The following is a 15,460-nucleotide window of genomic DNA, read 5'->3' on the forward strand; positions in this document are numbered from 1 at the left end:
AACTCCTATAAGATAAGCTGTTTGGATGAAGATAGTCGGTTGGGTGCTCCTAGGAATTGTCGTTTTCATTGCCGCCATCGGCGGGATATGGCGCACAGCATATGACTGGAAATCTCGCCTCCCCAGTCAATCGAGTGTGGCCGGACTTGAATCTCCCGTCGAGATTCATTGGGGGGAATTCAATACCGCAGAAATTCAGGCGAATTCATTGCCCGATGCTCTACTGGGGCTTGGCTATGTGCAGGGGAAACTCAATGGTTGGACGATTGCTCTGTGGAGGCAGGCTGCCTTAGGAAAATTGGGGGACTGGTATGGGTCTGATGCGGTTGAGGCGGACCGAATCGTTCGACTGCTGGGCCTACCAGAAAATGCACAGCGTGCCGGCGAGCATCTGAGTTTGAATGAATCAAGCCTAATTGCAGCATTCGGGAAAGGAGTCCAACTTGGGTGGCAAGATGCAGATCATGTACATGAGTTTTTTTTGCAGGACATTACTCCGGAACCCTGGGAGCCATGGCATGCTCTGGCTATTGAGCGACTAATTGCCTGGATGAGTGCTGTTCCTGACTCTGTATGTAACCTTGGGGAACCCGCCTGTACCGACATTGCAAAGCTCAACTCTATCATCCTTCTGAACGGCTTGGAATCAAGTAGCGCCTGGATTCTTCCCACATCACAAGGCCCCTTTCTTTATCAGCGCCATGTACTTGGAAGAGCGGTTCCGCCGGCCTTTCAAGAAGTTGTGTTGAATGTGACCGATAGCTTTGAAATGCACGGAGCTTCACTCATTGGAACGCCCTTTTTTCCAGCAGGAAAAATAGAAAATCGGGCATGGTCTATTCTCCTGTATTCCCCCAAAACAACTCGACCCGTTCGTTTTGGACCGAACTATCCGCTACGATTTCGCTTTCCCGATCGGGAAGAAATCGTGTACTATCAAAGGTCTGACAGTACCTTCAGCATTCAAGGGACACAAGAGGAATTGTTTTGGCCTGGCCTTGGAACCGAGAACGATGTTCATGCCTGGTTTGCTTTACTTCGCAATCAGCCGGCCACATTTCAGCTCTGGCGTGGGGACGGAATTTTGGTGTCATCAGACAGCTCTTGGACGGTCCTTGGTGAACCAGGATTCGTATTCCCAATCCATTTATCCGGCCTCGTTATCAGCAATGATTCCTCTGCCGAACACAGTGCATATTATCTCCGTAATGTAGACTTGAATGTAGCGGACCCATCAAGCTGGGTCACCGATACCTGGAGTCCATGGGTTGCTAGCACCTTACCCCGCGAACTGGATTCCTTGCGCATCCCTGTCAATGCTCCGGCGCTGGTTCAATCAGCACTCGTCTACCTTGAGAACTGGAATCACACGTTTGAAGGAAAAAGTATTGGCGCAACCATCTACAATGAATGGGTTACATCTGAAGGGGGGACCCCGGAAGTGGCGTTCTATAATGCGGTTGACCAATTGACTCAAAAATTCGGAACCGATCAAAGCCAATGGCTCTGGGAGCGCGTACACGCGGATAGACGCTTGTTCACGCTCCATGGCCATCTGGATAGCAGGATGCATACTCCCCTGACATTTCCCGCTGTTGGTCATGAGTCAACGATGCTCTGGGGAGGGGCCAAGGCTGCTGCTGCACCCGTTACATGGGAGGGTTGGACATGGAGTGGACCTGACAGCCCCTTTTTCATTCGCAGACAGCACTTGAATTTGCAGCAGCCATTTGGACGATACATATCCGAGAAGAGTGATCCTTCCACATTTCCGCTATCCGACTTGTCTATGAGTACGACTGTTCTAATGCCGGATGACTTCTAATGATTGGTATTTCGGGCTTGACGCTGGTGCCACAAAAACACGGCTCTATGCCCGCTCAAGGATAGGAAATGCGGATCTGGAATTGCTCGGAGGTGCAGCCAACGCACTCCGACAAGGTGTAGCTCAGACGGCCTCTGTGCTGTCCTCTCTAATCAATGATGCCTTGGACGAATTACCCGGAGGAACCTTGCGTGCTGTTCATGCTGGCATTGCTGGTGCCAGTGCCCCATCAATCCAGAAAGAGCTCGTGCGTCGGATTCGCCTTCTTGTTAACTCAGACAGCCCTTTTAATCTTACCATATCCCATGATGGTATGATCGCGTTGGAAGGAGCTTTTGCAGGACAAAGCGGCCTCCTCTTCATATCCGGAACGGGAAGCGGTGTTATGGCTCGAACGGGAGCAGACATCTCGGACGTTGATCATGTAGGAGGCTGGGGACATATAATCGGAGATGAAGGAAGTGGATATGCGATTGGCAAGCGTGCGCTGGCCGCAGTGGGACACGCATTCGATGGCGGCCCAAAAACACGACTCACACATCTGGCCAAACGCCATCTGAATATTTACGACCGCCATTCTCTTCTGAACACGATAGGTCAATCTGACTGGAAGTTTCAAAATATGGCCCCGCTTGCACTGAATGCGGCCGAAGATGGGGATGATATTGCAGCATCTGTTGTGCAAGAAGAAACCAAACTGCTGGCTCGGCAAGCAGAATTGATGCTAAAGAAGTATCCAGATTTGGACCCCCGATATACGATTATTGGAGGTCTGAGCAATAACAAATTTTACGTGAATCGTCTCTGTGCAGCCACGGAAAATATTTGGCCAATCGCAGAATTTGTTGCCCCCAAAGCCACTCCAGTAGAAGGAGCGGTTCAGATTGCCATGCGGCAGTCTATCGATTCTGACGCTGTTCAATAAGAGAATCCACCACCGTCGGATCCGCCAGCGTAGATGTATCCCCTAGTTGACCGTAATCATTCTCCGCAATCTTACGGAGGATACGACGCATAATTTTCCCGCTTCTTGTCTTGGGTAACGACGGTGCGAACTGTATGTAATCCGGCTTCGCAATCGGACCAATCTGAGTCCGTACATGAGCAACCAATTCTTTCTGCAGCGAGTCCGAAGGGCTCTCACTCGCGTTGAGCGTGACGTAGGCATAAATCCCCTGCCCTTTGATTGCATGTGGAAACCCAACCACTGCAGCCTCGGCCACACACCTGTGAGCAACCAGTGCACTTTCGATCTCTGCCGTCCCCATGCGATGCCCACTCACATTCAGTACGTCATCAATCCTACCAGTAATCCAGTAATAACCATCTGCATCCCGCCGACATCCATCTCCTGTGAAGTATTTTCCCTCAAATGTAGAAAAGTAGGTCTGCACAAATCGTTCATGATCCCTGTACACCGTGCGGGCCTGACTTGGCCATGAGTCTCTGATCGCCAAGACTCCTGCTGCTTCTCCATTCAATACAATTCCAGCGTTATCAAGAACCTCCGGCTGAATACCGAAGAAGGGGAGTGTTGCGGAGCCTGGCTTCGTAGGAATCGCTCCTGGCAGAGGAGTAATCAGGATTCCACCCGTTTCTGTCTGCCACCAGGTATCTACAATCGGGCATTGCCCATTTCCAACAACCTCGTAATACCAGCGCCATGCTTCGGGATTTATGGGTTCACCAACCGATCCTAAAACTCGCAAGGAGGACCGACTCGTCTGTTTTACGAACGAATCTCCCTTACTCATGAGTGCGCGTATGGCGGTAGGGGCGGTATAAAACTGGTTCACCTGATACTTATCTATCACCTGCCAGAATCGGGAAGCATCTGGATATGTCGGTATGCCCTCAAAGAACACCTGTGTTGCTCCATTGAGGAGCGGACCGTATACGATGTATGAATGACCGGTTATCCATCCTACGTCTGCCGAACACCAGAAAACGTCTCCGGCATGATAATCAAAAACAAACTCATGGGTCATGGACGTATACACTAGGTAACCTCCCGTCGTATGCAATAACCCTTTTGGCTTTCCGGTTGACCCTGACGTATACAGTATGAACAAGGGATCTTCTGCATTCATGGACTGGGCAACGTACTCCGTACTCGCCGAGGGGACGTGTTCATGATACCAATGGTCCCGGCTATCGTCCCACGTAATCTCTCCCCCTGTCCGCCGGACCACGAGCACGGATTCCACCTCAGGACAACGTTTTAATGCCTCATCCACGTTTTGCTTCAGAGGTACTTTTTTGCCACCTCTTACTCCTTCGTCCGCCGTGATCACGAATGTCGAGTCACAATCCAGAATTCGATCGGCCAACGATTCTGGAGAAAATCCTGCAAAGACGACAGAGTGTACCGCCCCGACTCTGCTGCAGGCCAACATTGCAGCTGCTGCCTCGGGAATCATAGGCATATAAATGGTGACGCGATCTCCTTTCTTGACCCCCAAAGAAGTGAGAACATTACTGAGTTTGCATACCTCTCTGTGAAGCTCACGATACGTTAGATGCCGTGAATCATCTCCAGGGTTATCTGGCTCCCAAATCAGCGCAACCTGCTCTCCACGATCAGAGAGGTGACGATCCAGACAATTGTAGGACGCATTTAACTCTCCGTCCTCAAACCATCGAATATGCACATCGGAAGATGCATAGGATACATCCCGCACGCGGGTGAACGGCTTGAACCAGTCAATCCGCTCGCGTGCCTCCGTGCTCCAGAACCGTTCTGGAGCTGCGATCGAATCCTGATACTTGGCCAAATATGCCTCCTTGGAACTCAAATGTGCCTGTGCACTGAAATCAGCGGAAGGATGATAGAGGCCAGATGCGTTTTTACTTTCAGAATTGGGATTAGACATAACTGTCTTTGCTTTCTATGGTCTGAGGGAATAAATACCGTTCTCTTTAATTATTCAATTACTTCCATCGGGGCAAATGCCACGCGGAGTCGCTTCCGTCCAAATTTACTGAAATCGACGGTAACTGTAGTCGTCTCCCCACGCCCTTCCACATGTGTGACCTTGCCCGAACCATACTCTCGATGGTTTACCCGTACGCCGAGCTTAAAGGTGGAGGGATCTCCCGGTTGATAATTCTTCGCCGGACGCCCAGAAACCCTAGCACTCGTGACTCGAAAACGTTGCCCGCCGTAACTGGAATGTCTGGGATCACCAAACCGATTTTGAGGACCTCGAAATGACTTCTTTGACTGCCAAGAGCGATGTTTTCGGGTTCCCTCTGTGGCACGAGCGTTCAGAACAGTGGGATCTATCTCTCCAATAAACCGGCTCGGCTCCGCGTATTCTGCATGTCCCCCATATCTTGATCGAACTTTGGCCTGCCCTAAATACAAACGGGACTTTGCTCTCGTAATCCCAACATAGAATAGTCTCCGCTCTTCTTCAAGATCAGATGGGCTGATTACTTGCTCTCCACGAATTAATGGAAGCAATCTCTCCTCCAGCCCTGCAATAAATACTACTTCAAATTCTAGCCCCTTGGACGCGTGAAGCGTCATCAGTGTTACACTATCTGCATCAGATTTATCCGTATCTGCGTCGGTCATCAGCGCAATTGATTGGAGATAGCTGCTCAAAGTGCGGGATTGATCTTCCTCTGTATACTCCTGGATGGCCTGAAGAAGTTCGTGGATATTCCTCAATCTACTCTCCCCGCTTTGTGTTTCGTCCAGTTCCAGATCCCCGATGAGGCCTGATTTTCGAAAAAGCGATGCAGCGAGTTCAACTAGATCCATACCCGTTTCCATTCCTTCTGTATGGTCTTTGATGAGAGCGACAAAATTGGTCAGTGCATTTTGGGCTCGTCTGGGTATTGGCACGCGTTCAATTTCGTCGAGCGCGGTGCCCAAGTCATATTCTGGTTGCCTTGCATACTCAATAATTTTCTGCTGAGATTTCAAACCAATCCCCCTTTTGGGGTGGTTCACGACCCGCTGAAAACTTGCTATATCATTCGGGTTGACCAGAAGTCGGAGATACGCGATGGCATCCCTGATTTCCTTACGCTGATAAAATGAGAGACTGCCGACAATTCTATATGGTAAGCCCTCTCTGCGGAGCGCATCTTCGAAGGTGCGACTCTGTGCGTTCGTTCGATAAAGAACCGCAAAATCCTGGAGTTTGAGATTACTTTGGGCTCTTTCCCTTCTGATAATCTCCACTGCTCGGTGTGCTTCATCCCGATCATGCGCTGCGAAAATCAACGTTATAGGATTTCCATGGTCATTCTGCGTCCATAGAGTTTTCTTAATCTGATTGGCGTTCTTCGCAATAACCGAATCGGCTACTCTGAGAATATTTTTTGTCGAACGGTAATTCTGCTCAAGGCGTACGATTCTTGCCTCTTCGAAGTCTTCCTCGAATGAGAGGATATTTTTAATGTCCGCGCCTCTGAATGCATAAATGCTTTGGGCATCATCGCCCACCACACATAAATTGCGATGCTCCTTGGCTAGGGCATAGGCAAGTAAATATTGCACCCGGTTTGTGTCCTGATATTCATCAATCAATACATGGGACCATTTTTGCTGATATTTTTGAAGTATGTCCGGTTGCCTCTCGAAAAGCTCTAATGGCTTAAGCAGTAAATCGTCAAAATCAAATGCATTCGCCGCCTGTAGGGCCGCATTGTAGGGCATATATAGATCTGCGGCAACTTTGGCCTGTTTGGACTCTGCATGGGCCTCCATTTGATCTGGAGACAGTCGAGCATTTTTGGCCCCCGAAATATAATTCTGAACTACGCGTGGCTTGATTATCTTCGGATCATAGTCGTGTGCCTCAATGAGTTGTTTTAGAATACGCTCTGAGTCGCCTGTATCGTAGATCGTAAAGTCGGATGTGAACCCCAGGTGTCTGGCTTCCACTCGTAACAGTCGAACCATCTGTGCATGGAAGGTCCCCACCCACATTCCCTTGGCCATTCCATCGGGCAGGAGTTTCTCTACACGCTCACGCATTTCGCGTGCCGCCTTGTTTGTAAATGTGAGCGCAAGAATTTGATAGGGGCGGGCCACTTCAGATGCCAGAAGCCATGCAATTCTGCACGTTAGAACACGTGTCTTCCCGGAACCCGGTCCAGCTACAACTAATACAGGTCCCTCAGTCGTTTGAACGGCTTCTCTTTGCCGATCATTGAGCCCCGCGAGAATAGGTTTTGTATCAAATTCTGGCATGTTCAGAGGAAAGTTCGAAAATCAGCCGGAGCATAATGGAGACAACGACAATGCCGATACTCAATCCCAATACCTGATCTCAATCGTCGCATAACTGACACTCTCAATACAGTGGAGGCATCCCACAGGGGGAAAAATCGATTTAAGTCATCGTATGGAAATAACTTGTACATTTGAGCACATCATTAAATCGTAATCCAAACAATGTACGCTGCTGCAGAGTCTTGTCTGGATTGCGAAGGGTGCGAACATACGGAACCTCACTGCATCTTTCCCAATGGAATGAATCAATCAGGCATCTGCTGCAGCCTTACCTTGTACTGACGGAACGCCGAAGAGTCTACGGTTCATTTTTCTGGACAAATCATCCTGGGCTTGATGAAATGGATTAAAATACCCTGCGCAGTTTAGACGATCCTGTCACCGGTTCAATTGTTGAAGCAACATGCCTCTTTTACAGCCACCGTAATTCTGTATTCACAGATTAAGTATCCGCAGTCACATCTTCGGCTTGACGGCAAATGGTTTATCTTCAACGCATAATCGGAAAGTAAACAGTCCCCTACTTTCCACTTTCAACACAAGTAATTCTGATGGAATTTGCTGTTTCTGCTTCCCGTGCTCTTATAGGACTTACTACCGTCATTGGCCTTGCACTTCTATTCTCTGAAAATCGCCGTTCAGCAAACTGGCGTCTTATTTTTTTAGGGATTTTGGCTCAGATTGTGATCGCAATCCTCGTGCTCCAGGGAGATGCTATGGGGCAGTTTTTCTCCCCTTTGGGCTGGCCCAAGGCGCTCTTTTCGTGGATCAGCACTTTCTTCGTGAAAATACTGCAATTCACAACGGAAGGAGCTCAGTTTGTCCTCGGAGACATTGCACTCCCTCCAGATGGAAGTACGGAGCCGGGTACTCCTTTAGTCATCGGCCAAAGTTGGGGAAGTGCAATTGCCTTTCAAGTCCTCCCTACGATCATTTTCTTCGCATCATTGATGGCCATTTTGTACCACCTGGGCCTCATGCAGTGGGTTGTCAAAGCAATGGCGAGAGCAGTCGCAAAACTCCTAAATTCCAGCGGGGCAGAATCGTTGTCGGTTGCCGCCAATGTCTTCGTCGGTCAGACCGAAGCTCCGCTTGTTATTCGGCCTTATCTGGAAAACATGACCCGCTCAGAGATTATGACCCTAATGAGTGCCGGTATGGCCACAATGGCTGGAGGGGTCATGGCCGCGTACATCGCCTTCTTAGCCATTCCATACGCAGCGATGCAGGGAATCCCGTTAGACATGGCTCAACTCAAGTTCGCTGAACACCTCCTTGGAGCAAGCCTTATGGCTGCCCCCGCGGCAATCATCCTAAGTAAAATTCTCGTCCCTGAAACGGGTCAACCCATCACGCTGGGAAGGATTGAACTCCCAAAACTCACTGAGTCTAAAAATGTGATTGATGCGGCCGCAGCGGGAGCGCGTGACGGAGTGCAACTCGTATTGAATATTTCTGCAATCCTATTGGCATTTATCGCTCTTTTAGCAATGATCGATTTTCTTCTGGGCTGGAGCGGAGGCTTGTTCGGTGCAGAGTTAACACTCGGTAAAATCCTGGGATGGGGATTTGCACCAATCGCATGGATGATTGGAATCCCGTCTGAGGATATCGTGACGGTCGGTTCAATGCTTGGCTACAAAATCGTAGCCAATGAATTTGTCGCCTATCTGCAGCTTGCAGATATCATGCAGGCAGGAACGATTTCACAAAAATCGATTACCATGGCAACATTTGCCTTGTGCGGCTTTGCCAACTTCTCTTCTATAGCCATTCAAATCGGAGGAATTGGGCCACTTGCACCCAATCAACGCCCGCTCATTGCGGAGCTAGGAGTCAAGGCAGTGCTCGCTGGAACTTTGGCGAACCTTATGACAGCAACCCTTGCAGGGGTACTGGCATAGTAAAGTTCAAGATAATGAGCCAATATCTGTTAAATTAAAAATTTAACTTAATGACCCTAATATCTCTATAGATATAGAGATACCAATTATTGGTGTGAATACTCTTAAAGAGATCTGTGACCTCCAATAAAAATGGTAGTTGGTCACTCAACTGGGATGGTGTGTATATGGACCGAACACAGAAACCAAAACTTGAACTGGGCAAAAACGAAGGGCAAGCGGCTACTCTGTCAGCCAGGCTCTCACAACTAAGCGAGCGCTTGGCGGAGTCAGACCGAAAAGCTTTTCAGGAGTTGTTTGAAGAAGTAAACGTCACTCTTATTCGATTTTGTTGGCGCTATACGAAAGATGAAGATGCTTCACGGGACATTGTGCAGGATGTATTTGTCAAGATTTGGGAGAAACGGGCAACCTTGGACCCCGATAAGTCCCTCCTCGCACTCATGTACACGATGGTTCGGAACAAAGCCCTCAACCTGTTCCGTGACTCACATTACTCAGATGGGATAGACGCAGATGATGTCGCAACTAAAAATGATCCTGCCCCCGATGAGCAAGTGGACTTTGGTATGCTTGAAGAACATGTCCGTCAGTGGATTGACAGCCTCCCCCCTCGCCGCCGACAAGCCTTTAAGCTTAGTCGTTTCGAGGGACTCACACACGCAGAGATCGCAACTGTCATGAATCTTACACCTCGGACCGTCAATACACATGTGATGCTCGCTCTACGAGATCTTCGTACGAAATTGCAAGCACTACAACAAGATCACCAAGCGCATGAACACTGATCCTAATTCCTCTCTGCCCGACGAAATTCTAGGCCATCTGGATTTCTCTGAGATCCCTGACACCCTAACGGTGTGGCAGCTTGCGTCAGCCTATTATGACAGGGAACCCTCCGCGCAAGAATTTGAGGGCGTCGGCAGTGACATGTGGCCACTCATCCAGAAAGCCACAAGACCCGCCTACATGCGAGTTGTTACATGGCCTCGCGCCGTTGCTCTGGCAGCATGTATTGCGCTCGTTATAGCCGTTGGAATTACACTCACACAACCCACTTCCGTTTTTGCCCCGCATGGCGAGCAGCTTACGCATCAATTACCTGACGGGAGTACCGTGCTGCTCAACAGTGGTACACGTATTGAATACAGTAGGAATTTTGGAGAATCATCCCGTGAATTGACCCTGCAGGAGGGAGAGGTTCTCCTTGACGTTGAACATAGTTCAACCCCATTTACCGTCGAGACCTTTGATGCACAGACGAAGGTATTAGGTACGTCATTTAATGTTCGGTCCTGGCCTGATGAGCTTAATGCGGCCACCGATGTAACCGTTGAGTCAGGGCGAGTTCAGGTAGCTCCTCGCACTAGTGCCGACCTAGCTGTGGTTTTGACTGCTGGACAGTCCGCTAGAATACAGCCCGTCGGTCAGCGCCCCTTAGTCACACAGGGAACTGAGGCATCAATGGAAAAATTGGCATGGGTCGATGGCGGCTTCAAGTTTTCCGATCAACCCCTCGGGAAAGTTGCCCGAGAGATGGAACGGCGCTATGATGTGGAGATTACACTTGAAGCACCGGATCTTGAATCTTTTAAATCCAAGCCCATTGGGATCCTCAAAGAATCTCCAGAAACGGTTGAAGAAATCATTTTGGACATTTGCGCGTTACACTGCGAGTATCGTGCAGTTTCGAATGGGTTTTTGCTTACTCCACCGCGCTAATCCTCCATCCGTCACGCACGAGAATCGTCTTCTAAAAAGTCGTTAGCCTTGTTTCGTGCGCACCTTGATTTGTTGCGTAGCCATTCTGTCTGCCGCATCGCTCGGAAGTACCACAGTTTCGGTCGCGCAGTCTCAACTACCGCTTCTTGATGCAGTCAGGCACTTCCAATCCGTTTGGGGGGCTGATCTTTCCTACGCATCAAGTACTTTACAGGGCCGATACACTTCATGGTCTGCTCCCATCGCAGCCGATGCAGAATCTGATATAGAGTATTTGCTAGAGGGGACTGGTGTCTCTTTTTTCCGCCAGCCCAGTGGCACGTTTTTTCTCCGACCTAATGCAACCCAGATGGCTACACTCATTGGTCAGGTTCGATCAGTGAACAGCGGAACCCCGCTCCGAGGTGCACATATTGCCCTTGTCGGAACCCAGGAAGGTACAACCTCCAATTTCAACGGTTATTTTACCCTCTCAACCCAGCCTCGGAGATCTGCGAAAATCCGCATCAGTCATATAGGCTATCTAACCGAAGAACGAAATGTCAACCTGCTCGCTGACTCCGTCCTGACTATCGATGTCTCGTTAAACGACTGGATCCTCGAAGAGCTCCCCCTGCAAGTAACTGCCTCGGCCCTGCCCGAACTTTCACTTTCGTCTTATATTCGCCCTTATGAAATGGATACCCGAGGCCCTGCCGATCTGAGGCAGATAACCGGACTGGGGACCTCGGATGTTGTGCGGAATCTCAGGGACATAGCGGGAATCTACGTTGACTTAAACACCAGCGATATTCATATACAAGGCGGTGGAATCGGAGAGCACCAATTCAGATTAGATGAAAGTGCTGTTTTCGAACCCATCCATTTGGGCCTGTTTGGGATATTCAACCCGTTTGCAATTGATCAGGTCTCAGTCAGAAAAGCAGGCTTTAACGTAGAGCATGGAAGCTACTTGGCCGGAATTATCAATGCGGAACATTCGCTGAGAGCCGCTTACCCCATCGAAATACAGATAGATCCGATTTCGTTTAATGCACGCATCACGAACTATATGGATATCGGACCAACCAACCTATCCCTGATGGGGGCATTTCGAAGTAGTATTTGGGATCACTGGTGGAGCAATTTGCGCAGCGAGAGCGTGAATGACTTGCTTCGGGAATGGAATCGTCCAGATGAATTCCTGATGCGTGCTAGTATCTATCCTCTCAAACGTGCCTTTGAGCATGGCTATAACACACTGCTTGGCCGTCTCCAAAAAATCCCCACCCCCTCATTACCAGATATCAGTTTTAACGATGTACATGCTGCGGCAAGGCTCGAATTAGACGACCGAAGGGAAATTGGAGGTTCTCTCTACAGAGGGCGCAGCGAGTTTGAAGGGCAATTACTCTCCGCGGCAAGAGATTCTACGGCTGCGCGTAGGCAGGTCGCACCGGATCGTCATGCATGGATGAATCAGAATACGCGCCTGTACTGGAATCAGCATCTGACCGATAACTTCAGCTGGCGTATCTCCTGGCGTAAGGGCAAGTATTTCTTCTCACATAATTACGGAGGTCTTGATCGCCAGAATAGTGTCCATGCAGCATTCCTGCTGTATCGATACAACTCGGTTGAGACCAGTGATGAAAATGAGATTTCAAGCAACGATCTGAGTGTTTCTATTAATCAGGCACACGACCAAGGACTCCTGCAGGCTGGCGTAGATTTTTCATGGATTCAGCATCACTTCAGTATCCAGCACATATTCCCGAGAATTCTTAATCACGAACGGCGCTCTCATACATCCTCGGCTTATCTACAACAAACATGGAGGCCACGCCCCTGGGTAGACCTTACCACTGGTCTGCGCTTTACATGGTTGCGGGCTCAGAATCGGTGGCACATGGAGCCCCGTGCCGCCCTTCTCCTCAAATCACCCTACAGAGACGGCTACGGCGTTTCCCTCCGACTCTCGTCTGGGATCTATTACCAGTTTCTGAATCAGTTCGAGATTGCTACGGTCAGCCCCAGTACGATTGTCCCTTCAACCCGTTTCTGGATCCCTGTGGATGAAACTCTCCGCGCACCTGTCTCCCACCATTACAGCATTGATCTGTCGGCACAGCTATGGACCAATTGGCAATTTGGATTTGAATACCATTACAAAGATCAGCACCACCTTTACAGGATTGATTATCCCATGCTTTGGAGACAGGATCAAGATTCGACGATCATTGATCAGATCAATTCGTTTGTTAGCAATACGGATGGCTTTGTATACGGAGCATCTTTTGAGTTGCGCAGGAATGGCGAGATGGCGAATTTCGCACTCCTCTACGAGCGCAGCGAGTCAAAACGAAAGTATGCATTCCAGGATGGTGTACCCATCCTCCTTCCTGTACCCTGGAATGTACCCCAACGGCTTCAGACCAGGGCAATTGTGAGGCCGATCCCTGCATTGGAAGCCACAATACGTTGGCAAGCTACATGGGGACGCAGATGGGCATTCAAGCGGGCATACTATGATCTCTTAGGATCTGATATTGACTACGCCGCATCTTTTGATGACTACTCATTTAATGACCCTAGCGCAGAGGGACATACGCTAGCCCCATTCAGCCAATTCGACATAGGGCTTGCTGCAATCATTCGTGATAGAACCAATCGCAGATTATGGATCCGGATCGACTTACTGAATGCTTTCGATAGACTGAATCCCGCCTATCGTTACCTATTGGAGCAAAATGAATTCGGGACTGATAGAACAATCCTGGCTGACCGAACCAGCCATCTAATCGGCCGCACCCTTACCGTCTCCGCTCAACTACAGTGGTAGGTCCTACGCTACGCGGTATCTAAACGGGCAAAAAATCGGCGACGATCCATTGCAACGATACGGATATTGCTCCCAACAGCAATAAATTCTCCTTCGGTAGATACCTCTACGCGCTCTCCATTAATTTCTACAATGCCTGTCGGCCTAAGTGGAGTGATGGCGACTCCTGTTTTTCCCAGATAACGAGCTCTCTCATCGCTTTTTCGACTTGCTGCATCCCCCTCCGTCTGCAATGTAGCGGAAAGGATGAAGCGATCCCAAGCTCCTGATCTCCAAAGTACGATAAACAGTGCGATACCACTGCCTAAAGTCCCCGACAGCGCAATGGTCCCTCCAACCAGGCCAGATTCGCTGTAGGCGTATCCGATCGCAAAAATGATCAGCAAGGCCCCCAAGACCCCGATTACATTGAATCCCGGAATCAAGTAGACTTCTACAGCAATCAGCAGAAGACCAGCCAAAATGCACACAATAGGGATAAGTGTTTCCACGTTTATGACTCGTGAGTTCTAACTTCAATTCGGGTTCCACGCACATCAACGACCTGCACCTGTGTACCACGATCAATATACTCGCCAGCAGTGATTACATCTACACGTTTCTTGTCAATCAACATCACACCTGAGGGTCTGAGATCGGTCACAGTTGGTCCTACCCTACCGATATACTCGGAGTGCGTCATGGCTGTCGTATAACCTTCGCTACTCCTGAGTTCAGGTGCTAACACAAGTACATTTGCAGTGGCAGACGTAGGAAACACGCGTACGGCCATGATCAACCCCGCGGCCAGAATCGCCATGGTTACTGCCAATGTATAGACACTTGGCATTACACTGGCGATCGGAGGAAACGAAAAACCTACATTGCCTATCAGTGCAGCAACCAATGAGAACAAGACCAGGACCAGACCTGATATTCCCGCAATACCGAACCCTGGGAATACGAACAACTCAACGATAATCAATCCAACACCAAGTATAAACAGTAGAATCTCCCACACCTCAACAAGTCCCAGTAGGTAGTGAGGCGCAAAGAACAACGCGATCCCCAATAGTGCTACGGCTCCTGGAAACCCCACTCCTGGGGTTTGCAATTCGAAGTAGAGTCCACCAAGCATCATGAGCATCAGGATCGACTGGACCACAGGAGATCCAAGAAACCGAAGTACTCGCTCTGCTGTAGTTTCACGATGTGCTACCAGGGTTGGGCTGTCCAAACCATAAGCAGCGATCACCGCATCGGTCGTTCCCAGAATCTGATCCGCCACCCCAAATTCCAGCGCTTCCGTAGCGCTGAGCGTCAACACTTTGCCTTTCTCGGATACCCCTTCTACTTCAAGAGACGGATCCACCATTGATTCTGCAATCTGCGGATCCCGACCATTCGCTTCGGCGGTTGATCGCATCAAGCCGCGCATGTAGCTCTGATATTTATCCGGTGCTTCGTCTCCACCCACTCCTTCAACCACTGTTGCTGCACCAATCGAAGCCCCCGGCACCATTACAATGCGATCAGCTGCATAGGAAATCAGTGCACCGGCCGAAGCTGCATTCTTGTCAATGAACGCAACAGTAGACATTTCCGCATCCAATAACGTCTTTCGAATCTTGTCCGCAGCATCTACAAGCCCCCCAAATGTATCAATCTCAAATACCGTAAGCACTGCACCTTGGTTGGTTGCATCACGTACGGCCCGATCGATATAACGGGCCAGACCATTATCAATCATGCCATTGACAGGAACGACAAACACCGGCCCTTCAAGGGAATCCGAACTGAGTTCCAATGGCTTTGGTGCACGTACCTGTGCGAGCGTAGCAGGTACAAACAAAGAAAGCATCAACAATGTGAACAATCTATCCATTGGGATCAACCTTTCCTACTTTACGCCTCACCCGATAATAAGGATTCACAGGGAGAGCGTTACCATCATGAAG

General features: G+C 49.5%; 10 protein-coding genes. 6 read left to right on the plus strand and 4 right to left on the minus strand.

The genetic code is table 11. The annotated features are described in order from the left end of the window. Window positions 1–25: 25 nt before the first annotated feature. Window positions 26–1,825, plus strand: a complete 1,800-nt coding sequence (locus F4Y64_09010) for a penicillin acylase family protein (protein MXX97734.1) — start codon at window positions 26–28, stop codon at window positions 1,823–1,825. Beyond that, window positions 1,815–2,750, plus strand: coding sequence for a hypothetical protein (locus tag F4Y64_09015; protein MXX97735.1), 936 nt, complete (start codon window positions 1,815–1,817; stop codon window positions 2,748–2,750). The genes F4Y64_09010 and F4Y64_09015 overlap by 11 nt, the downstream gene beginning before the upstream one ends. Here the strand turns inward: F4Y64_09015 and acs are convergent. Beyond that, the gene (gene acs / locus F4Y64_09020) at window positions 2,725–4,698 is read right to left on the minus strand and encodes an acetate--CoA ligase (protein ID MXX97736.1); all 1,974 of its coding nucleotides are present in this window, start codon (window positions 4,696–4,698) and stop codon (window positions 2,725–2,727) included. The genes F4Y64_09015 and acs overlap by 26 nt on opposite strands. Window positions 4,699–4,748: 50 nt before the next feature. Then, entirely contained in the window at window positions 4,749–7,034 is a 2,286-nt protein-coding gene (locus F4Y64_09025) for an AAA family ATPase (protein MXX97737.1), read from the minus strand. A gap of 593 nt (window positions 7,035–7,627) precedes the next feature. On the opposite strand from F4Y64_09025, the gene F4Y64_09030 reads away from it, so the two are divergent. The 4 genes from F4Y64_09030 (at window position 7,628) to F4Y64_09045 (ending at window position 13,523) form a co-directional block, all read left to right on the plus strand. Beyond that, window positions 7,628–8,980 (plus strand): NupC/NupG family nucleoside CNT transporter, encoded by a 1,353-nt coding sequence (locus tag F4Y64_09030; protein ID MXX97738.1) that lies wholly within the window; start codon window positions 7,628–7,630, stop codon window positions 8,978–8,980. A gap of 167 nt (window positions 8,981–9,147) precedes the next feature. Further along, a complete protein-coding gene (locus F4Y64_09035; GenBank protein MXX97739.1) occupies window positions 9,148–9,768 on the plus strand; it encodes an RNA polymerase sigma-70 factor in 621 nt (206 codons plus the stop codon). Continuing rightward, on the plus strand, window positions 9,758–10,702 hold the full coding sequence (locus tag F4Y64_09040) for a DUF4974 domain-containing protein (GenBank protein ID MXX97740.1): 945 nt from the start codon (window positions 9,758–9,760) through the stop codon (window positions 10,700–10,702). The genes F4Y64_09035 and F4Y64_09040 overlap by 11 nt, the downstream gene beginning before the upstream one ends. A 55-nt stretch (window positions 10,703–10,757) precedes the next feature. Then, a complete protein-coding gene (locus tag F4Y64_09045; protein MXX97741.1) occupies window positions 10,758–13,523 on the plus strand; it encodes a TonB-dependent receptor in 2,766 nt (921 codons plus the stop codon). Between the two features lie 8 nt (window positions 13,524–13,531). Here the strand turns inward: F4Y64_09045 and F4Y64_09050 are convergent, their stop codons facing one another. Beyond that, complete coding sequence (locus F4Y64_09050; protein ID MXX97742.1) at window positions 13,532–14,014, minus strand: hypothetical protein; 483 nt, start codon at window positions 14,012–14,014, stop codon at window positions 13,532–13,534. Between the two features lie 2 nt (window positions 14,015–14,016). Further along, a complete protein-coding gene (locus tag F4Y64_09055) occupies window positions 14,017–15,387 on the minus strand; it encodes a nodulation protein NfeD (protein MXX97743.1) in 1,371 nt (456 codons plus the stop codon). Window positions 15,388–15,460: the final 73 nt, after the last annotated feature.

The sequence above is a fragment of the Rhodothermaceae bacterium genome (assembly GCA_009838195.1).
In the GTDB taxonomy this organism is placed as follows: Bacteria; Bacteroidota; Rhodothermia; order Rhodothermales; family Bin80; genus Bin80.